Raw genomic sequence first — 20,508 nt, 5'->3', positions numbered from 1 at the left:
ATATCATAACCAATAACTATATAACTCTTAACTTATAACTCAAAACTAGTTAATGTAAAGTTCCTCTAAGTTCCTGTTCTCTCTCAATAGCTTCAAACAGTGCTTTAAAGTTACCTTTTCCAAATGATTGTGCACCTTTTCTTTGAATGATTTCAAAAAACATGGTTGGTCTTGGCTCTACAGGACGGGTAAAGATTTGCAATAAATAGCCTTCGTCATCACGATCAACCAGAATACCCAGTTCTTTTAAAGGAGCAATATCTTCATCAATTTCACCTACACGGTCCAGGACGGCATCATAATAAGTGTCAGGTACTTTTAGAAACTCAACACCTCTACTTTTAAGTTGTCTTACTGTAGCGATTACATCATCGGTAGCAACTGCTATATGTTGCACACCTTCACCTTCATAGAAATCAAGGTATTCTTCTACCTGGGATTTTTTCTTGCCTTCGGCTGGTTCATTGATTGGGAATTTTATGCGCCCATTCCCATTACTCATCACTTTGCTCATGAGTGCGGTGAAATCGGTGGAAATGTCTTTATCATCAAAAGATAATATTTGTGTGAAACCCATAACATTTTCATAGAAATTCACCCATTCATTCATTCTATTCCATCCAACATTGCCTACCATGTGATCTACAAACTTTAATCCAACAGGAGATGGATTGTAATCTGGAGTTTCCCATTTTCTGAACCCGGGCATAAAAGTGCCGTTATAATCTTTTCTTTCTACAAAAATATGTACGGTCTCGCCATAGGTATAAATGCCAGAGCGAACAATTTTTCCTGTTTTATCTTCTTCTACTTTAGGCTCCATGTAGGATTTTGCACCTCGCTCCATAGCCGTGTTGTATGCATAAGTGGCATCATCTACCCACAGTGCCACTACTTTAACACCATCACCATGTTGATCAATATGGCGACCAATGTCCGTACCACTTTTTAATGGAGAGGTCAGTACAAGTCTTATTTTGTCTTGAACGACCACATAACTCTCCCTATCTTTTAAGCCAGTTTCCAATCCTGCATAAGCTAAAGATTGAAACCCAAAAGCAGTCTTATAAAAGTGCGCCGCCTGCTTTGAATTGCTTACATAAAGTTCTAAATAATCGGTGCCATTTATAGGCATAAAATCTTTTGCCGTATCATGCAATTTTGGTAAAGTGGAAGTGGACATAACAAATATATTTTAAGATGTAATTGAAATTATTGTTGTTGATGCAACAAAAATAGTAATTTTGAAATTACTTTAGTGTTATTCAGGTCAAATAATTGTTAAAAACAACGATCATTTCGAATGGAGTGGGGAAATGACAAAGAAGGTGATATATGCTTCATCAAATAGACGAAATATCAGGTATTGGATTGCATTTGGATTTAGTATTACGCAAAGTGCAGGATGCCTATCTTAGAAAGTTCAAGGAATTGGGTGTTGAACTCACTATTGAGCAATGGGTAATCCTCTATCGTATTTATCAGTTAGGAGAAGATGTATCTCAATCTGATATTGTAAAGTCCAATTTTAGAAACAGAGCCACCACATCCAGAGTCATTGGGGGTCTAGAAAGGAAAGGTTGGATTGCCAAGACCCGTTTTAAAGGTGATTTAAAACGTTTTAAGTTGGAATTGACTCCTCAGGGACAAGATATTATCTCTAAAATGGAACCTCATGCCAACCTCTTACGTAAACAGGCCATAAAGGGTTTGGATACAGTTGAGTTTGAAACTTTTTTAAAGATATTAGACCGGATTGGTGAAAATTATGAAGAGTTCCAATAACCTTTGATTTGTTAAGTCTTTTGGCTTTTCTAAAGGCAATTATCATAATCCTTTCTTAAAAAAGAACATTTAGGTTAAAATAGCATATAATATGGACAAATATGGTGTTTTACAAGGCATTCAGTTGACAGAATTTTGTTGATTGTTAATTGAAAAATATTTCAATATGAAAAAGTTAAAGCATTATCCGAATGTTTGGCAAGCTTCACCATTTTCAATGGAGATGTTTGCACATTTTGAGCAGGACGCGCGTCTTAGGAATCATGAAGTAGAAATAGAACAGCAAAAAGTCAAAAAAGAAAGTAAATCAAAGTTTAAACTGGCTTTTGGCTGGTAATCAAAAACGAACAGTATTATAAGAAAAGGCACCCAATGGGTGCCTTTTCAGATTTTAGTTTGTCTCTAACCAGCTCTTATGGATTATTTTCTTCTAAAAAAATCGTCGAAGAAAACCAGCTGATACTTCAAAGAATTTGCCCAGTACTCATAATTGTGCCCGCCAGGTCTTTCAATATAATCATGGGGTATATTTCTTAGGACAAGTTTTTCATGCAATCTTCTGTTGACTTCAAAAAAGAAATCATCATAACCACAATCAATTATAATTTCCAAATTTCCATTTAGTAGATGAACCATATTCATCACGGTATTGTCCTCCCAGTTTTGTTTGTTTTCAGCATATGTTCCCAATCGTTGGGATATGTCCCAACCATTTGGGAATGGCCTGATGTCAACTCCTCCGCTCATACTGCCTGCAGCCCCCCAGACATTTTGGTGTTTAAAAGCAAGATACAGCGCACCATGCCCGCCCATGCTTAGCCCCGTTATGGCTCGACCTTTGTTTTCAGGGATAGTGGGGTATTTTTTATCGATGGCTGATACTAATTCCTTAGAAACATAAGTCTCGTATTTCATTTTAGAATCAATTGGGCTGTCAAAATACCAACTTGTACTGCCTCCATCCGGGCATACAATGATCATATTAAATTTATCCGCGTATGCTTTTACTTCTGGCACATAAGACGCCCAACCTGCATAATCCCCTCCTGCGCCATGCAATAAATACAAAACTGGAAATTTCTTATTTTGATTTGTATGATTATTTGGAGTAATAACTATGTTAGGAATAGTTTTATTCATGGATTCGCTAAAAACCATTATTGTATCTACTTGTGATACAATAAGGTTTATACTAAAGCAATTAACTAATAAAAATGCTATGAAATAGTTGAATTTTGACATGTCTGTATTCGTGTTCGCTATGAAAGTATTAATGCGCCTCTAACCAATTATCACCAATGCCCACTTCCACATCTAAAGGAACGGAAAGGATGTAAGCATTCTCCATTTCGGTTTTAATTAGGCTTTTTACCTCTTCCAGTTCTGGTTTGTATGCGTCAAAAACCAATTCATCATGTACCTGTAGCAACATTTTGGTTTTATAGTTGCCTTCGGTTAATTTCTTATGGATATTGATCATGGCAATTTTAATGATATCTGCTGCGCTTCCTTGTATTGGGGCATTTACGGCATTTCGTTCTGCAGCACCTCTCACTACTGCATTACCAGCGTTAATGTCCTTTAAATACCTACGCCTACCTAACACGGTCTGCACGTAACCATTATCACGAGCAAAATCTACCTGTTCCCCCATATAATTGCGCAGTTTAGGGTAAGTTTTATAGTAGGTTTCGATTAATTCTTTGGATTCTGCTCTGGACAAATCCGTCTGGTTGCTCAATCCAAAAGCAGAAACCCCATAGATAATTCCAAAGTTGACCGTTTTAGCATTACCTCTTTGTTCACGGGTTACTTCTTCAATAGGGACATTAAAAACCCTGGAAGCAGTAGAAGCATGAATATCCTCCCCGTTTTTAAAAGCTTCTATCATAGTATCTTCCTCACTTAAAGCTGCAATAATCCTGAGCTCTATTTGCGAATAATCAGCTGCTAAGAGCGTATAGTTTTCATCCCTTGGAATAAAGGCCTTACGCACTTGTCGACCACGCTCTGTGCGAATGGGGATATTTTGCAAATTGGGATTGTTACTGCTCAAACGTCCGGTTGCCGCTACCGTCTGCATATAGTCGGTGTGTATGCGACCACTGTGCTCCTGTACTTCGTTGGGAAGGGCATCTACATAGGTGCTTTTTAGCTTGCTAAGTCCTCTAAAATCCAATACGTTTTGGATGATTTCATGATCTTTCGCCAAATAGGAAAGTACATCTTCTGCAGTGGAATATTGACCTGTCTTGGTTTTTTTTGGTTTGTCGACCAGCTTTAATTTATCAAACAGAATTTCGCCCAATTGCTTTGGTGATGCAATGTTGAATTCCTGGCCTGCTTCCTTATATATTTTGGTTTCCAGATTTTTTATGTCATTGTTCAAATCCTCAGAAAGGGAATTCAAAAAATCCTTGTTCAAATTGATACCTTCTGTTTCCATATCAGCCAAAACACGCAGCAGAGGAACTTCAATAGTTTCAAAAAGTTCTGCTGTTTTCGCAGCAGCCAACTCTGGCCTAAAATGTTGAGCTAATTGTAGGGTAATATCAGCATCTTCAGAAGCATATTCCGTTTGTTTTTCAACAGGAACTTGCCGCATGCTCAATTGGTTTTTCCCTTTTTTCCCGATAAGTTCCGTAATGGAAACAGGAGTGTAGTTCAAATAGGTTTCAGCCAATACGTCCATATTATGGCGCATATCTGGATTGATGAGGTAATGTGCCAACATGGTATCGAACAACTTTCCTTTTACTTCAACACCATAGTTTTTCATCACTTTGATGTCGTATTTGAGGTTTTGTCCTATTTTTTCAATGGATTCGGATTCAAAGAATGGCCGAAGCTGCTCCAAAATTTCCATACACGCTTCTTTTTCTTCAGGAATAGGAACATAAAAGCCTTTTTTTGCCTCCCAGCTAAAAGCTATGCCAACCAGTTCCGCCTCCAATGGGTTGATAGAGGTCGTTTCGGTATCGAAACAAACCGAGGTTTGCTTCATTAATTTTTCCACAAACAGTTGTAATCCCAAACCTGGAGCAATGCTCTGATACAAGTGGGAAACATCGGATACTGTATTTCTACTACTTTCATCTTTGATGGTAGCCGGAGCATCTGTTGGATTTCCTCCGAACAAACTAAACTGACCACTTCCAGCAACCTGAGGCTGTTCTGCAACCTTTGGCGTGCTAGGAGTTTTTTTAGCTTCAACAGCTTCTTCTGAGAAAATTTTGATGAACTGCTCTTTCAATCTTCTAAATTCCAGCTCTTCAAAAATCTGCTGTACTTTAACGCTATCCGGTTCAGACATTTCATAATCATCTGCATTGAAGGTGACATCACAATTGATATTTATTTCTGCCAATTTCCGAGATAATCTACCCAATTCGGCATTGTCTTCAACCTTCTCCTTCATTTTACCCTTTAGCTGGTCTGTATTTGCTAAAAGTCCTTCCATGTCTCCAAAATCGGCGATAAACTTTTTAGCGGTTTTGTCGCCAACACCAGGTAGACCAGGAATATTGTCGCTGGCATCTCCCATCATCCCTAAATAATCTATGACCTGTTCTGGCCGTTCCACACCAAAGCGTTTTTGTACTTCTGGAATGCCCCAAATCTCGATGCCATTACCCATTCGAGCTGGACGGTACATGAATATGTTTTCGGAAACCAATTGCCCAAAATCCTTATCTGGAGTCACCATAAAGACTTTATACTCTTCTTTTTCGGCCTGCTTGGCCAAAGTTCCTATAATGTCATCTGCTTCAAAGCCCTCCAATTCCACTACTGGAATCTGCATTGCTTTTAAAATATCCTGGATGTATGGAACTGCAATACGGATGGCATCGGGGGTTTCATCGCGATTGGCTTTATAATCTTCAAAAAGCTCTGTGCGTTCTACACTACCTCCTTTATCAAAGCATACGGCAAGATGGTCCGGCTTTTCACGCTTGATTACATCGAAAAGAGAATTTACAAAGCCCATGATGGCTGAAGTGTCCATCCCTTTGGAATTGATTCTTGGATTTTTGATCAAAGCGTAATATCCCCTAAATATTAGGGCGTAGGCATCAAGGAGAAAAAGACGTTTTTGGTCGGACATGAGTAAAAATGATTGTCAGTTAGCAATGATTGATCGACGAATTTTAAAAGTAGAAAAAAGCGCTAAGAAATGAGCAAAGAAGCTTATTCATTTTGATAAAAACTGCTCACATGTCTATTCTCATGCCCTTCTTCTGTGTATTCCCTATAGGTAAACCCTGGATGCACGCAGTAACCGCCAGTTTCACCTTGTTTGTTTATGGCCAAAAAGCCAATTTGAAAGTCCTTACGGCCTTCATTTTTTTTCATAATACGTTTTACACCTTCCTCGCAGGCCTCTTGGGGACTTTTTCCTTGGCGCATCAATTCAACAATTAAAAAGCTGCCCACAGTTCTAATCACTTCTTCGCCAACGCCGGTGGCAGTAGCGCCCCCCACTTCGTTATCCACATAAAGTCCTGCTCCAATAATTGGAGAATCGCCAACACGCCCAGCCACCTTGTACGCCATTCCGCTTGTGGTACATGCACCGGCAATATCACCATTTTTATCTATGGCAAGCATGCCAATGGTGTCATGGTTCTCTATGTTAATGACCGTTTCGTATTTGGATTCTTTTTTCCACTCTTCATATTGCTTTCGTGTGCTTTCTGTCAGCAAATCTTCTTTTTTAAATCCTTGTTCGTATGCAAATTGTTCTGCACCTTTTCCAGCTAAAATAATGTGTGGGGTTTCTTCCATAACCTTACGTGCCACAGATACTGGATGAGCGATATTCTGCAAGTAGACAACCGAACCACAATTACCATCCTTATCCATAATACAGGCATCGAGTGTTACATTACCATCTCTATCTGGTCTACCTCCCACACCTACGGTCTCATTGGTTACATCAGCCTCTTCTATCATAACCCCTTGCTCCACTGCATCCAAAGCATTTCCTCCTTTTTCAAGAACTTCCCATGCTTTTGCGGTAGCGTTCATAAAGTTCCACGTGCAAATAGCTATAGGTTTTCTAACTGAAACAGGGGGCGAAGCAATTTCTTGTTTGGTTTCGGTTTTACAGGAAGCAACAACAGCAGGGGCTGAAAGTAATCCCGCAGTGGTAAGACCTGATTTTTTAAGAAACTTACGTCTTTTCATGATTTGGATGTTATTTTTAGTCCCGTTAAATATAGCAATATGCTTATAGAAGTTTGTGCGAATTCTTTGGAATCTGCCTTAAATGCCCAACTCGCTGGGGCGGATAGAATTGAACTCTGTTCAGAGCTTGGAGTAGGGGGGATTACCCCTTCATATGGTTTGATTAAAATGGTGAAAGAACAATTGAATATTCCGGTTCATGTGCTCATCAGGCCTAGAAGTGGTCACTTTACCTACTCTGAATTGGAATTTGAGGTGATGAAAAATGATATTGCCTTATGCAACGAGGCTGGAGTTGATGGAATCGTGTCTGGACTGTTGCAATCTGATTTCACCTTAGATTTTAAACGGACGAAACAGTTGGTTGAGATTTCAAGACCTATGAAGTTCACTTTCCATCGTGCTTTTGATTGGATTCCGAATCCAGAAAAAGCTCAGTCCCAGCTCCAGGAGCTTGAGGTTGATTGTATTTTGACCTCAGGTCAGCAAACAACTGCGGAGAACGGATTAGATCTTCTTTTAGAGTTGAATTCCACTTCCAAAACTTGTATTATTATGCCCGGGGGAGGAGTTGAAACAAAAAATATTGAGAAATTCAGGGATGCAGGTTTTAAAGCGATTCATTTATCAGGAACTTCCTTTAAAAATCAAATATCCGTAGCGCATAAAATTTCAATGAATTCCGAAAAACATTTAAGGGAGAATCAAGTGGCTGTAACAAACGCAGAGACCATTCGTCAAATCGTACAGAGCGTTAAATAATCGCTAAATAATTCAGTTCCAGAACTAAAGAAATATCTTTACAAAAATTTTTGCATGACCCGATTTTTAATCATTTTATCCATCATTTATATTATTTCGGCCATTTATGGTTTTCAAGGTTTCAAAACTCTTTTTAAGAGTTCTTGGGTGCACTTGGTGTATGGATTAATGTTTTTGGCCGCATTGGCTAATTTTATCATTCGAGTGCTAAATTATACCCCAGGAGATGGTGTTAGGGGGCAGATTGCAAATGCTGGGGGTATTTTCTTTGCTTTCTTGCTATTGGGATTGGTGTTCGGAATCTTTATGCTGCTTGAGGATATTGTACGATTGTTTGTGTTTGGTTACAATAAAATTGCGGGCCTTTCTGAGACACAGAACAAATTTTTCCCCTCTCGTCGTAAATTTATTAGTGGTATTGCCATGGGTATTGCCGCTTTGCCGTTTGGAGCTTTATTGTACGGTATGTACAAAGGAAAATACAATTATAAGGTGTTGAAATATCAACTGGAGTTTGCTGATCTTCCAGATGCTTTTGATGGATACCAAATCACACAGATTTCAGATGTGCACAGCGGCAGTTTTGATAATAGGAAAAAGGTTGCTTACGGAATTGATTTGATCAATGAACAAAAAAGCGATGTCATTCTGTTCACTGGTGATATGGTCAATGACAAGACCAAAGAAATGGAACCTTGGTCAGATTTGTTCGCCAGCCTTGAAGCAAAGGATGGTAAATTTTCCATTTTGGGAAATCACGATTATGGGGATTATACCCAATGGGAATCTGAAGAAGCCAAGGCACAAAATCTAGTGGATTTAAAAAATCTTCAAAAAGAAATGGGTTTCGACTTGCTGTTGGACACACATCGTTATTTGAAAAAGGATGGTCAGAAGATTGCACTTATTGGTGTAGAAAATTGGGGTCGGGGCGGATTTAAAAAAGCTGGTGATCTGGAAAAGGCTAAAACCGGGATTGACAAAGAAGATTTTAAAATTTTGATGAGCCATGATCCTTCCCATTGGGAAGATGTGGTCATTAACGATGACTACCACTTTCATTTGACTTTGAGTGGCCATACACATGGCATGCAGTTCGGGGTTGAAATACCTGGATGGGTAAAATGGAGTCCGGTGAAATGGCGCTATAAATATTGGGCCGGTATTTATGAAGAGCTAGGGCAGTTTATAAATGTAAACCGCGGATTTGGTTTTATAGGCTATCCAGGCCGCGTAGGTATTTGGCCAGAAATCTCTGTGATTACCCTTAAAAAGAAAGGTTTAACGTGAATTTAACGCAATTCGCTACTCGCTAAATTACTGTCAGATTAAAATTTTAACAAATTTTCTTACTTTTGGCTAGTAAACCAGTGAATGCCCATGTCTAAATTTGGTGAGCTTATCGATTTAAAAGTACCAGTGTTGCTGGACTTTTATGCAGAATGGAATGATCAATCAACCTCTATGCACCCTGTATTGCGCGATGTTGCCGCGGCACTTGGTGATAAAGGCAAGGTCATTAAGATTGACGTAGATAAAAATAAAGAGTTGTCTCAGGCCCTTCGTATTAAAGGATTGCCAACCTTGATGATTTACAAAAAAGGTGAAATGGTCTGGCGACAGAGTGGAGAACAGGATGCCAATACACTTATTGGTATTCTTAACGAATATATTTAAAGCGAGGGTTCCCCTCGTTTTTTTATTGTTCTTCCTGCTCTAGTAGTGCAGAATCCAGCACTGCTTCAATAGTATCTAATGGAATAGAATCCTCTACATCTGGATTTGGTGAGGGCTCTTCAAAAATTTCCTCTTCCTCTCCCACAAATTGAGAAAACTTATCTATGTATTCGTTGAAGATTATTGTTTCGGATTCTGCCAGTTCCCTGTCCTCATTCTCTATTAGAATGTCAATATTTCTACGATAAGCTTGCATGTCTGCCAAAATATCATCAATCTTTTCATATTGTTCATCTAAAGGAACTGCGGCATAATACTCCAATCGCTCTTGATATACTTTTTTCAACTTTTCGAATAACGCTCTTGCTTTTTCGGTTTCGCCCACCTTGTAGTATCCATCTAAAAAAGGCTCAACAAAGGCATAAAAACCAAAATGTTCAAATGGAACATTCGTCATTGCTATATTAATGATTTCCTTGGCCTTTTCAATTTTATTTTCTGCTACCAAGGTTTCCGTAAGACGAGCTAAATTGCTTCTAAAAGACAGTCCCTGAGAGCGAGTTTGTGGATCGTGATAAATATCATCACTTCCAGAATTTCCCCAATCCCATTTTTTTACAATGTCGTACATTAAGTCACTGTCTATACGGCCCATTTCAAAAGAACTTTGATTTTTGGTTTTAATGGGAACCAATTTATAGATGAGACCATCCAGTTGAAGGTAATCTTTCATCCAAATGTATTCGGCACTATCAAAACTTCCACCTGAAAAATAGATCGGTCTTTTCCAATCATTGTTGGCGATTAAATCCAACATTAAAATCCTATTTTTAGGTAAAGCACTCTGTGGCAGGTCAATATCAATGTAGTCCTCAATCAAATCGGCATCTTCTTCTTTTACCAATCCACTTTCCAGAACATTCTGTTTGTTTACGGGGATTCTAATTTTGTTGGTGGGATAGTATACAATATCCAAAGTGCTTTGAGGAACGTCACTTATATCGCCACCTTGTTTTTCTAGTAGGTATTTGTACTTGGTTTGAGGTTTGTCACTACCTACCCAATTTACAAAATCTTTAATGTTCCAACGGCTTTCTGTTATGCCTTGAAAATAAACCGCATCTCTAGAGCCATAGCGGTATTTATCATGTGTTAATTGCGAAGGAATGGGTTCACTTTCGTACGCTTGACGTTTCATTTGATCAATGTACCAATCTGTAGCAAAAAGACTGGTATTTACAATCCGTACATCTGTTCTGTAGCCTTCAATCTCTTGTGCATACCACAATGGGAAGGTGTCGTTATCTCCAATAGTGAATAATATGGCCCCAGCGTCTTCCTTACAGGAATCCAAATAAGCTTTTGCCGTGGAGTTTGCTGTATATCTATTGGAACGATCATGGTCATCCCAGTTTTGGAAGGCCATCAACAAAGGAACTGCTAAAAGGCATAGAGTTGTAATTAGTGGTGCCGCAATTTTAGGAGAGAGAAATTTTCTGAATTCGTCAAAAAGACCATATACTCCAATGCCAATCCAGATACAAAAAATATAGAAGGAGCCGACCAATGAATAATCTCGTTCCCGGGGTTGAAAAATATAAGGATTGGTATAGAATTGAATGGCCAAGCCTGTAAACATAAAAAAGACAAAGAGCACCCAAAAGTGTTTTGGATTTTTTGAAATTTGAAACACCAAACCAATAATACCCAGCAATAGAGGTAAAAAGAAATAGGTATTGCGGCCTTTGTTGTTTTCCCAATCGCTAGGGAGATTATCTTGACTGCCCAAGCGAAGACTATCGATAAACCCTATTCCGCTTAGCCAATTTCCATTCTCATCATATCTGCCTTGAAGATCATTTTGTCTTCCAACAAAATTCCACATAAAATAGCGCATGTACATATAGCCAAATTGGAATTCAACTAGATAGCGAATGTTTTGTCCCAAGGTCGGGGGTTCTACTTCAATATATTCCCCAAACTCACTTAAAAACCGCATGTACTGCTCAGAATCCAATTCTCCTTGAGCATAAGCACTTTTAAATTGGCCAACTGCCTCTCTAAGGTCATTGTTGGAGATGTATTCCGATTTAATGCGAAACTCCAATACGCCAAAATAGCGCATATAGTTTTCTGCATGTTGATCACTCCATAACCTAGGTAGCACACCAACATGTTTTTCATTGGGTCCTTGTATGGCATTTTTGTAATTATTTACAATAATGTATTTGCACAGTTTTGTGTCTTTTTCATATTTGGGTCGATCATCCTTATCATCGCCGGCAGGTGCAAATCTGTCTGAATAATAGGCGCCATAAAATGGGCTTTCTACCCCAGGATATTGCTCTCTGTTATAATAGGCCAACAAGGAACGTGCATCTGAAGGGTCGTTTTCATTCACTACCGTTTTTGCATTGGCACGAATAGGAAGCATGAGCCATGATGAGAATCCTAAGATTAAAAACATCAAACATAACACAATGAGGTTTCCGCTATAAAAATTATTTTTTCTGGTATATCGCAAGGTAAAATAGAAAGCAGCAATAAAAAGGAGTCCCATGATAATGGTACCCGAATTGAATGGTAAGCCGATATTGTTAATAAAGAATACTTCACTCCAACCAAATAATTTTAGCACATAGGTCAACGAGAATTTATATACTAACATTAAGATTGCGACTACTATAATGTTGGCCAGCAAGAAGTTTTTTATGTTGGTCTCTTTATACTTTTTAAAATAATACAATAACCCTATTGATGGGATAGCCAAGAAACCCATAAACTGAATTCCAAAGGTCAGTCCTATTAAGAAACAGATTAGTATTAGCCATCTATTACCCCTAGGATCCTCTAGGTTATCCGTCCATTTTAGGCCTAACCAAAGCAAAAGTGCCATCATAAAACTTGCCATGGCATATACCTCTGTTTCAACTGCGTTAAACCAAAAACTGTCTGAAAAGGTAAAAGCCAATGCGCCAACCATACCGCTTCCAAAAATGGCAATGGCCTTACTATTGGTGATAGGCTTCTTTTTTTGAACCATTTTACGGGTTAAATTGGTAATGGTCCAAAATGTAAAGAGCACTGCAAAAGCACTTGATACTACGGATACCGCATTGACCATTAGAGCAATTTTTGAAGTGTCCCCAAAGGCAAACAACGAAAAGAATGCACCAATCATTTGTAGGAGCGGTGCTCCTGGAGGATGACCTACCTGCAGTTTTGCTGAAGTGGTAATATATTCACCTGCATCCCAAAAACTCCCTGTAGGTTCTACAGTTAGAGCATAGACAATAAATGCAATGGCAAAGGAAATCCATCCTAAGATGGTATCCCATTTTTTGAAGTCTTTTGCAAACATAAAGATGGCGTTTACCAAGTTGGGGCGAATTTAGTAAATATAGTAGAGACGACTATTGAATTTTGGAAAAGCTTTAACAGGTAGTATAAAGGAAAAAATAGATGCGAATCTTTTGAAATTGTTTGCCGAAACAAAAGTTTGTTATAAATTTGCACCCTCAATTGTGGTACTGGCCTATGGTGTAATTGGTAACACAGCTGGTTTTGGTCCAGTCGTTCAAGGTTCGAGTCCTTGTAGGCCAACAAAATTTGATAAAATCCCAACTCCTTTTCAGGGTTGGGATTTTTCATTTAGGAATTCCATTTTTTTCCAAACCTTTCTTTTTCAATATTGAAAGGAATATATTCGATGAACAATTGTTTGATTTAACAACTAAATGAAGAGAAATTTGATAAAACCGGTATACTTCACTCTAGTTGCATGTATATTTTCATTTGTAATCTGCGAGGCTCAAAACTCCAAGGCTGAGTTATATCTTAATAATGGAGCCATTTTAAAAGGGTATGCAACAATAGAAGTGGAATCTAACTCATCGGGTGGTAAAATTTCAAGTGTAGGTGCCATTAAGTTTAGAAAAAGTAAGAAAGCGCGTCCAACTTTTTACCGCCTTGAAAAGTTGAAGAAATTAAGAATCATTGAAAAACATAGAGTGGCGACATATGAATTCTTCAAAGTCATTGGAGAAGGCGAGATCAAGGTGTTAAAACTTTTGGAAAAAGGGAATATGAGCCTTTACGAGTATGAGACAAAAGGAATATCTGGCCCAAGGCCATTTGTTTCAGACCCATCTAGGAGAATGGATCCCGCTGCTCCAGAAAATCTTCCTCTTGGCAGAAGCAAGTCTAAATATCTTTGTGTTAAAAGAGAAAATGAAGAAATGGCAACATTACTTTCAAAAAACCCTACTTTTTCCAATAGCTTCAAGGAAGCTGCTATATACTACTTTCGGGATTGCCCAGAATTGGTGGAAAAATTTAAAAAACATAAATACAAAAAAGCAAATATTAAGGAGGCGGTCATGTACTATAATGATACCTGCACTAAATCCTAATGGTTTTCTGAAGATTTCATTGTGGTAATCCATTGCTAAAACAAATGAAATATTATATATTTGCACCACTGAACGGATAAAAGGTTATTCATGAGGGGACTTCTAGTCCCCTCTTTTATTACTTGGTTTTATGTTTAAGGAGAAAGTATCATCATTATTAAACAAGGCTTTGGAAGAGTATCCATCCCTGTTTTTGATTGACTTTATGGTAGGTGGAGATAATGCCATTCGTGTGGTTTTGGACGGTGATGAAGGTGTTGATCTTCAGGATTGCATGAACATAAGCCGGGCCATTGAGCATAATTTAGATCGTGAGGAAGAAGATTTTGCCTTGGAAGTGACTTCAGCTGGAGCTGCATCTCCTTTGCAATTGCCACGTCAGTACAAAAAAAACGTAGGTAGAAAACTAAAGGTTAGAACGGGAGAAGGAGAATTGGAAGGAAACCTGGTTGAAGCCACGGAAGATAATATTACCTTAGAGTGGAAGGCGCGAGAGCCCAAGCCCGTTGGTAAAGGAAAAATTACGGTTCAGAAAAAACAGGACATTCCTTTTTCTGAAATTCAGGAAGCAAAAGTTATTTTAAAATTTTAATTGTAGTTCAAAAATGGAAAACCTAGCGCTCATCGAATCCTTTTCGGAATTTAAGGACGATAAGTTTATAGATAGGGTAACCCTTATGGCAATTTTGGAAGATGTGTTCCGAAATGCGCTAAAAAAGAAATTTGGTTCTGATGAAAATTTTGACATCATTATCAACCCAGATAAGGGGGATTTAGAGATTTGGAGAAACCGTATAGTGGTTGAAGATGGAGAAGTGGAAGAACCCAATGAGGAAATCTCACTTTCGGAAGCTAGAAAGATTGAACCAGATTTTGAAGTAGGTGAGGATGTATCTGAAGAAGTAAAATTAATGGATTTGGGTCGTAGGGCTATTTTGGCATTACGTCAAAACCTTATTTCAAAAATTCATGAGCACGATAACACTACAATATATAAGCAGTTTAAAGACCTAGAAGGGGAAATTTATACGGCTGAGGTGCATCATATTCGTCATAAAGCGATTATTTTGTTGGATGATGAAGGAAATGAGATCATATTGCCAAAAGAGAAGCAGATTCCATCTGACTTTTTTAGAAAAGGGGATAATGTAAGAGGTGTAATTGAAAGTGTGGAATTGAAAGGAAACAAGCCTGCGATTATCATGTCCAGGACTTCTCCAACTTTCTTGGAGCAATTGTTCTTCCAAGAAATTCCAGAAGTTTTCGATGGATTGATTACGATTAAAAAAGCAGTTCGTATTCCAGGTGAAAAAGCAAAGGTTGCAGTAGACTCATATGATGATAGAATTGATCCGGTAGGAGCTTGTGTGGGGATGAAAGGATCCCGTATTCATGGCATCGTTAGAGAATTGGGCAATGAAAATATTGACGTGATCAATTGGACCAACAATTCCCAATTGATGGTAACACGTGCTTTGAGTCCGGCAAGGGTATCATCCGTAAAGCTGAATGACGAGAAGAAAACGGCTCAAGTATATCTAAAGCCAGAGGAAGTTTCCAAGGCTATTGGTAGAGGCGGCCATAACATTCGTTTGGCGGGCCAATTAACTGGTTATGAGATTGATGTATTTAGAGAAGGTGTTGAGGAGGATGTAGAATTGACCGAATTCTCAGATGAAATAGAAGCATGGGTCATTGAAGAGTTTAAAAAGATTGGTCTGGATACTGCAAGAAGTGTTCTGGAGCAAGATGTCAATGATCTAATTAAACGTACGGATTTAGAAGAGGAAACCGTTAAAGATGTGGTACGTATCCTTAAAGAGGAGTTTGAAGATTAAACTATTATATTAGCAGCGAATTTTAGGGCTAGGAAATACAATTTATGGCAGGAGACCCAACGATAAGACTTAATAAAGTTCTCAGAGAATTGAACATTTCACTGGATAGGGCTATAGACCACCTCTCTTCCGTAGGGCATGAGGTGGAGGCTAGACCTACCACAAAAATTACCGGTGAAGTGTATCAAGTGCTGTTGGATGAGTTTCAAACGGATAAGAGCAAAAAAGTAGCTTCCAAAGAAGTTGGAGAGGAAAAGCGAAAAGAGAAGGAGGCGCTCAGAATTCAAATTGAACAAGAACAGGAAGAACGAAGACTTGCTAGGGAGCGAAGAAATGCTGAGCAAGTGATTAAGGCCAAGGCGGAGCTTTCAGGTCCTAAAACTGTTGGTAAAATAGATTTGGATAAAAAGCCAGAACCGCCAAAAGCAAAAGAAGAACCAAAGGAAACCATTGTAGAGGAACCTAAGGTTGAGGAGAAAGCAAAGGAGGAGAAAAAACCAGTGGTTGCCGAGCCAAAAGTCGAGGTTAAAAAAGAAGACAAGCCAGCAGAAAAACCACAACCGGTTGAGACCAAAAAAGAAGAAGAAACTGAAGAGGTTAGAGAGCCAGAAGCTATTCAAACACAATACAAAAAACTTAGTGGGCCTAAGATTACTGGGGATAAAATAGACCTTACCAAATTCAATAAACCCAAGAAAAAGAAAGAAGAGCCTAAAAAGACAGAAGGGGCTACTTCCGAAAGCAGTGCTGATAGAAGGAAACGTAGAAAGCGCATTATCAGCAAAAATCCTTCGCAACAAGGGGGCAATCGTCCTGGTAACAGAGGTGCTAACAGTGGATCTGGACCCGGAAGAAGAGGGAGCCAACGTTCTTCTGCACCAAAGGTTGAGCCTACCGAAGAAGAAGTACAAAAACAAGTTAGGGAGACCCTTGAAAAACTTCAGGGTAAATCCAGCAAGGGTAAAGGAGCCAAATACCGTAGAGAGAAAAGAGATCAGCACCGTCAACAAACGGAGAAAGATCTTGAACAACAGGAGTTGGAAAGCAAAATCATTAAAGTAACCGAGTTTGTTACGGTAAATGAGGTTGCTACCATGATGGACGTTTCCACAACACAGATTATTTCGGCATGTATGTCTTTGGGTATCATGGTAACCATGAACCAACGCTTAGATGCAGAAACACTCTCTATTGTAACAGAAGAATTTGGGTATGAAGTTGAGTTTGTTACTGCAGAAATTGAAGAATCTATTGAGGAAGAAGTAGATGCTCCGGAAGATTTAAAACCCAGAGCACCTATTGTTACCGTTATGGGTCATGTCGATCATGGTAAAACGTCATTGCTGGATTATATTAGAGAGGAAAATGTTATCGCAGGTGAAAGTGGGGGAATTACCCAGCATATCGGTGCTTATGGCGTCACCTTGGAAGATGGACAAAAAATAACATTCTTGGATACACCAGGTCACGAAGCCTTTACCGCTATGCGTGCTCGTGGTGCTCAAGTAACCGATATTGCCATTATTGTTGTGGCTGCGGATGATGATATTATGCCGCAAACCAAAGAAGCAATAAGTCATGCGCAGGCAGCTGGAGTTCCAATTGTTTTTGCGATTAACAAAATAGATAGGCCAACTGCCAATCCTGATAAAATTAAGGAAGGTCTTGCATCCATGAATCTATTGGTAGAAGATTGGGGAGGTAAGATTCAGTCCCATGATATTTCTGCTAAAACAGGTGAAGGGATTAAAGAACTATTGGAAAAGGTACTGTTGGAGGCTGAATTATTGGAGTTGACTGCGAACCCTGACCGATTGGCCACGGGAACTGTTGTAGAAGCCTTCTTAGATAAAGGTCGAGGGTATGTTTCTACCATTTTGGTACAAACGGGAACCTTGGAAATAGGAGACTATGTGTTAGCGGGAACTTGCAGCGGTAAGGTAAAAGCCATGCAGGATGAACGTGGAAAAGATATTAAGAAAGCAGGACCTGCTACGCCAATTTCAATTTTAGGATTGGATGGAGCACCACAAGCTGGAGATAAATTTAATGTGTTGGAAGATGAGCGCGAAGCAAAACAAATTGCAACTAAACGTTCACAATTACAACGTGAGCAATCTGTAAGAACACAGCGTCATATCACTTTAGATGAAATTGGTAGACGAATTGCGTTAGGTGACTTCCAGGAATTAAACATCATTCTAAAAGGTGATGTGGATGGTTCAGTAGAAGCATTGACAGATTCGTTCCAGAAATTATCTACGGATGAAATTCAGGTAAATATTATTCATAAAGGAGTAGGAGCCATCACGGAATCTGATGTGCTGTTGGCCAGTGCTTCTGATGCGATCATTATTGGATTTAATGTGAGGCCAATGGGTAATGCCAGAATGGTGGCTGACAAGGAGGAAATCGATATTAGAATGTACTCTATTATCTATGATGCCATTAATGATTTGAAGGATGCCATGGAAGGTATGCTTTCTCCAGAAATGAAGGAAGAGATTACGGGTAATGCTGAGATAAGAGAGACCTTCAAGATTTCAAAAATTGGAACCATTGCAGGATGTATGGTTACTAGTGGTAAAGTCTTTAGAAATTCCCAGATTCGTTTGATTCGTGATGGTGTTGTAATTTACACCGGTGAATTGGCATCGCTGAAACGATTCAAGGATGATGTGAAAGAAGTATCCAAAGGATATGATTGTGGTCTGCAGGTTAAAAACTACAATGATATTAGAGAAGGAGATATTGTAGAAGCCTTCCAGGAAGTAGCTGTTAAGAAAAAGCTATAACAACAAATAATTCTAAAATAAAAAATCCCGCTTAAGCGGGATTTTTTATTTTTTATCTGGAAGAGTTTTCCGGTTTTAGAAGCATCGCATCTGGATATTTCTTGCGCACTTCAATATACTTGCGTTCCGCTTCCAATTTTGTTTTGAACTTACCTAATCTTACACGATATGTAGGAGATTCAAATTCGATTTTGGAATACCATCCTGGGAAATCGATATCTACTTTTGTCTTTAAGTTTTGTGCCTTCTGATAGCTACCAAAACCTACTTGAATTTGATAAAAATCGGCCTTGGAATTAACGGAAGCATATAGCGTTACCAGTTCATCAATTCTCGGGTCTTGATCAATAGTAATACTACCTTCCTGTGCGGAAATCTGAAATAGTGAACCTATCAGAAATGCTATAAAAAGAGGGGTTTTCATGGTATATTGATGTTTTTTCTTTTTGTCTATATACAAATGTAATTTTTTATGATTTAAACAACTCAGGGCTCTTTTATTTAGAACGTTTATAAATTAGATATTATCAATACCTTAACATTTTAAGAAATAAGTCTATGTTGTATTTTTGTCACCGATTTTAGTGCGACAAAAAGCTATTGTTCTCAATATCAATAGTAACAATCGTGCCAAAGATTTCGATAGAAATTTCGTTAATATGAAAAAGGTTTTATACCGCCATCTATTTTCTAAAGTTTTAGGTTTCTCTTTCCTACTTTTTTCGACTTCATTTTATGCACAAGAAGAAGCTGCGCCTACCGAGGTTGTGGCTGAAGAAACAGCTGCTGCTGGGGGAGATGTTGCAAAAGGGAAACAGTTATTCAACCAAAACTGTGCTGCGTGTCACTCCTTAGACCGAAAGATGACAGGTCCTGCATTGGCAAATGTGGAAACCAGGTTAGCTGAGGATGAAGGCTTGGATAAGGAATGGCTTTATGCTTGGATAAAGAATAGTCCAGGGATGATTAAGTCAGGAGATGCATACGCCAATAAAATTTATGCGGAGTATAATCAAGCGGCTATGACTGCCTTTCCTACCCTGTCAAATGCAGACATTGATGATATATTGGCCTACACGGCAGCTCCACCACCTGCACCTGTTGCAACTGCGGTTGCTGCATCTGAAGGAGGTAATGCAGGTTCTGGGGGAGGTATATCAAACGAGATTATTCTAGGAGCTTTAGCACTTGTTTTTGGGCTGTTGGTAATTATGTTGATTTTGGTGAACAGTACCCTAAGACGCATTGCCGAGGCCAATGGTGTACTATTGGAAAAAGAAAAAGCCGAAAAGCGTACGCCGATTTGGAAAGCTTTTGTTCAGAACCAATTTTTGGTTTTGGTAAGCGCTATCTTCTTGTTATTGGCCAGTGCTTATTTTGCTTATGGTTGGATGATGCAAGTAGGTATTGATCAGGGATATGCTCCGGTACAGCCCATTCATTATTCACACAAAATACATGCAGGAGACAATAAGATTGAATGTAAATATTGTCACTCATCTGCAAGAGTTTCCAAAACTTCAGGAATACCAGCTTTAAATGTTTGTATGAATTGTCATAAATCCATTTATGAGTACAAAGGAAATCCAGAAGGACCAAGCGCAGAGGATATTGCAAACGGACACACCAACGAGTTCTATACTGGAGAGATCAAGAAATTATATAAGGCCGTTGGATGGGATGAAGAAAATCAAAGATATACAGGAGAAAGTCAGCCTGTAGAGTGGGTTAGAATCCATAACCTTCCAGACTTTGCCTATTTCAATCACTCGCAGCACGTTTCTGTAGCCGGAATTGAATGTCAAACATGTCACGGTCCCGTTGAAGAAATGGAAGTGATGTATCAATTTGCTCCATTAACTATGGGTTGGTGTATCAACTGTCACAGAGAAACAAATGTGAATGTCGAGGGTAATGAGTACTATGCATCCATTCACGAAGAACTTTCCAAGAAATATGGAGTTGAGAAGTTAACGGCAGCTATGATGGGTGGTTTGGAATGTGGTAAGTGTCACTATTAAGAATTAAAAGAAGATAATCTCAGATATATCG

16 protein-coding genes and 1 tRNA gene are annotated in these 20,508 nt (G+C 38.8%); 11 read left to right on the top strand and 6 right to left on the bottom strand.

Annotation, left to right across the window (positions count from 1 at the left end):
• Positions 1-49: 49 nt before the first annotated feature.
• Entirely contained in the window at positions 50-1,183 is a 1,134-nt protein-coding gene (gene hppD / locus FVB32_RS02065; RefSeq protein ID WP_147740929.1) for a 4-hydroxyphenylpyruvate dioxygenase, read from the bottom strand.
• A gap of 152 nt (positions 1,184-1,335) precedes the next feature.
• On the opposite strand from hppD, the gene FVB32_RS02060 reads away from it, so the two are divergent.
• Together FVB32_RS02060 and FVB32_RS17660 are read left to right on the top strand one after the other, a co-directional pair.
• A complete protein-coding gene (locus FVB32_RS02060) occupies positions 1,336-1,785 on the top strand; it encodes a MarR family winged helix-turn-helix transcriptional regulator (RefSeq protein ID WP_147740928.1) in 450 nt (149 codons plus the stop codon).
• Positions 1,786-1,951: 166 nt separating this feature from the next.
• Positions 1,952-2,122 carry a hypothetical protein gene (locus FVB32_RS17660; RefSeq protein ID WP_187269476.1) on the top strand — a complete coding sequence of 57 codons (171 nt, stop codon included), beginning with the start codon at positions 1,952-1,954 and terminating at the stop codon, positions 2,120-2,122.
• A gap of 83 nt (positions 2,123-2,205) precedes the next feature.
• Here the strand turns inward: FVB32_RS17660 and FVB32_RS02055 are convergent, their stop codons facing one another.
• The 3 genes from FVB32_RS02055 to FVB32_RS02045 all read right to left on the bottom strand — a co-directional run bounded on the left by FVB32_RS02055 (position 2,206) and on the right by FVB32_RS02045 (position 6,972).
• Positions 2,206-2,925 carry an alpha/beta hydrolase gene (locus tag FVB32_RS02055; RefSeq protein WP_246139813.1) on the bottom strand — a complete coding sequence of 240 codons (720 nt, stop codon included), beginning with the start codon at positions 2,923-2,925 and terminating at the stop codon, positions 2,206-2,208.
• Between the two features lie 130 nt (positions 2,926-3,055).
• Complete coding sequence (polA, locus tag FVB32_RS02050) at positions 3,056-5,890, bottom strand: DNA polymerase I (protein ID WP_147740926.1); 2,835 nt, start codon at positions 5,888-5,890, stop codon at positions 3,056-3,058.
• An 83-nt stretch (positions 5,891-5,973) separates the two neighbouring features.
• A complete protein-coding gene (locus FVB32_RS02045; protein ID WP_147740925.1) occupies positions 5,974-6,972 on the bottom strand; it encodes an isoaspartyl peptidase/L-asparaginase family protein in 999 nt (332 codons plus the stop codon).
• Between the two features lie 39 nt (positions 6,973-7,011).
• On the opposite strand from FVB32_RS02045, the gene FVB32_RS02040 reads away from it, so the two are divergent.
• From FVB32_RS02040 to FVB32_RS02030, 3 genes are all read left to right on the top strand, one after another.
• A complete protein-coding gene (locus FVB32_RS02040; RefSeq protein WP_147740924.1) occupies positions 7,012-7,734 on the top strand; it encodes a copper homeostasis protein CutC in 723 nt (240 codons plus the stop codon).
• Positions 7,735-7,788: 54 nt separating this feature from the next.
• A complete protein-coding gene (locus tag FVB32_RS02035; protein WP_147740923.1) occupies positions 7,789-9,024 on the top strand; it encodes a metallophosphoesterase in 1,236 nt (411 codons plus the stop codon).
• Between the two features lie 90 nt (positions 9,025-9,114).
• Entirely contained in the window at positions 9,115-9,411 is a 297-nt protein-coding gene (locus FVB32_RS02030; RefSeq protein WP_097046517.1) for a thioredoxin family protein, read from the top strand.
• Between the two features lie 22 nt (positions 9,412-9,433).
• Here FVB32_RS02030 and FVB32_RS02025 read toward each other — a convergent pair whose 3' ends face one another.
• Entirely contained in the window at positions 9,434-12,772 is a 3,339-nt protein-coding gene (locus FVB32_RS02025) for a glycosyltransferase family 117 protein (protein WP_147740922.1), read from the bottom strand.
• Between the two features lie 170 nt (positions 12,773-12,942).
• On the opposite strand from FVB32_RS02025, the gene FVB32_RS02020 reads away from it, so the two are divergent.
• The 5 genes from FVB32_RS02020 to infB all read left to right on the top strand — a co-directional run bounded on the left by FVB32_RS02020 (position 12,943) and on the right by infB (position 18,456).
• Positions 12,943-13,014, top strand: a tRNA-Gln gene (locus FVB32_RS02020).
• A 134-nt stretch (positions 13,015-13,148) separates the two neighbouring features.
• Positions 13,149-13,823 carry a hypothetical protein gene (locus tag FVB32_RS02015; protein ID WP_147740921.1) on the top strand — a complete coding sequence of 225 codons (675 nt, stop codon included), beginning with the start codon at positions 13,149-13,151 and terminating at the stop codon, positions 13,821-13,823.
• Positions 13,824-13,953: 130 nt separating this feature from the next.
• Positions 13,954-14,415 carry a ribosome assembly cofactor RimP gene (gene rimP / locus FVB32_RS02010; RefSeq protein ID WP_147740920.1) on the top strand — a complete coding sequence of 154 codons (462 nt, stop codon included), beginning with the start codon at positions 13,954-13,956 and terminating at the stop codon, positions 14,413-14,415.
• A 13-nt stretch (positions 14,416-14,428) separates the two neighbouring features.
• Positions 14,429-15,661: a transcription termination factor NusA gene (gene nusA / locus FVB32_RS02005; RefSeq protein ID WP_147740919.1), complete on the top strand. Its 1,233-nt coding sequence runs from the start codon at positions 14,429-14,431 to the stop codon at positions 15,659-15,661.
• A gap of 44 nt (positions 15,662-15,705) precedes the next feature.
• Positions 15,706-18,456 (top strand): translation initiation factor IF-2, encoded by a 2,751-nt coding sequence (gene infB, locus FVB32_RS02000; RefSeq protein WP_147740918.1) that lies wholly within the window; start codon positions 15,706-15,708, stop codon positions 18,454-18,456.
• A 52-nt stretch (positions 18,457-18,508) separates the two neighbouring features.
• On the opposite strand, the gene FVB32_RS01995 is transcribed toward infB, so the two are convergent.
• Positions 18,509-18,880, bottom strand: coding sequence for an SPOR domain-containing protein (locus tag FVB32_RS01995; protein ID WP_147740917.1), 372 nt, complete (start codon positions 18,878-18,880; stop codon positions 18,509-18,511).
• A gap of 235 nt (positions 18,881-19,115) precedes the next feature.
• Here FVB32_RS01995 and FVB32_RS01990 point away from each other — a divergent pair, with 235 nt between their 5' ends.
• Entirely contained in the window at positions 19,116-20,477 is a 1,362-nt protein-coding gene (locus FVB32_RS01990; RefSeq protein WP_147740916.1) for a c-type cytochrome, read from the top strand.
• The last annotated feature ends 31 nt before the right edge of the window (positions 20,478-20,508 follow it).

The organism is Flagellimonas hymeniacidonis (assembly GCF_008040165.1).
Lineage (GTDB): Bacteria > Bacteroidota > Bacteroidia > Flavobacteriales > Flavobacteriaceae > Flagellimonas > Flagellimonas hymeniacidonis.
Note: the sequence above shows the minus strand (reverse complement) of the source record. Positions and strands in the feature narration are given on the sequence as shown.

Excerpts from the sequence above, each read along its gene's own strand:
- hppD (WP_147740929.1), bottom strand. The coding sequence starts at position 1,183 with ATGTCCACTTCCACTTTACCAAAATTGCATGATACGGCAAAAGATTTT.
- FVB32_RS02060 (WP_147740928.1), top strand. The coding sequence starts at position 1,336 with ATGCTTCATCAAATAGACGAAATATCAGGTATTGGATTGCATTTGGAT.
- FVB32_RS17660 (WP_187269476.1), top strand. The coding sequence starts at position 1,952 with ATGAAAAAGTTAAAGCATTATCCGAATGTTTGGCAAGCTTCACCATTT.
- FVB32_RS02055 (WP_246139813.1), bottom strand. The coding sequence starts at position 2,925 with ATGAATAAAACTATTCCTAACATAGTTATTACTCCAAATAATCATACA.
- polA (WP_147740926.1), bottom strand. The coding sequence starts at position 5,890 with ATGTCCGACCAAAAACGTCTTTTTCTCCTTGATGCCTACGCCCTAATA.
- FVB32_RS02045 (WP_147740925.1), bottom strand. The coding sequence starts at position 6,972 with ATGAAAAGACGTAAGTTTCTTAAAAAATCAGGTCTTACCACTGCGGGA.
- FVB32_RS02040 (WP_147740924.1), top strand. The coding sequence starts at position 7,012 with ATGCTTATAGAAGTTTGTGCGAATTCTTTGGAATCTGCCTTAAATGCC.
- FVB32_RS02035 (WP_147740923.1), top strand. The coding sequence starts at position 7,789 with ATGACCCGATTTTTAATCATTTTATCCATCATTTATATTATTTCGGCC.
- FVB32_RS02030 (WP_097046517.1), top strand. The coding sequence starts at position 9,115 with ATGTCTAAATTTGGTGAGCTTATCGATTTAAAAGTACCAGTGTTGCTG.
- FVB32_RS02025 (WP_147740922.1), bottom strand. The coding sequence starts at position 12,772 with ATGTTTGCAAAAGACTTCAAAAAATGGGATACCATCTTAGGATGGATT.
- FVB32_RS02015 (WP_147740921.1), top strand. The coding sequence starts at position 13,149 with ATGAAGAGAAATTTGATAAAACCGGTATACTTCACTCTAGTTGCATGT.
- rimP (WP_147740920.1), top strand. The coding sequence starts at position 13,954 with ATGTTTAAGGAGAAAGTATCATCATTATTAAACAAGGCTTTGGAAGAG.
- nusA (WP_147740919.1), top strand. The coding sequence starts at position 14,429 with ATGGAAAACCTAGCGCTCATCGAATCCTTTTCGGAATTTAAGGACGAT.
- infB (WP_147740918.1), top strand. The coding sequence starts at position 15,706 with ATGGCAGGAGACCCAACGATAAGACTTAATAAAGTTCTCAGAGAATTG.
- FVB32_RS01995 (WP_147740917.1), bottom strand. The coding sequence starts at position 18,880 with ATGAAAACCCCTCTTTTTATAGCATTTCTGATAGGTTCACTATTTCAG.
- FVB32_RS01990 (WP_147740916.1), top strand. The coding sequence starts at position 19,116 with ATGAAAAAGGTTTTATACCGCCATCTATTTTCTAAAGTTTTAGGTTTC.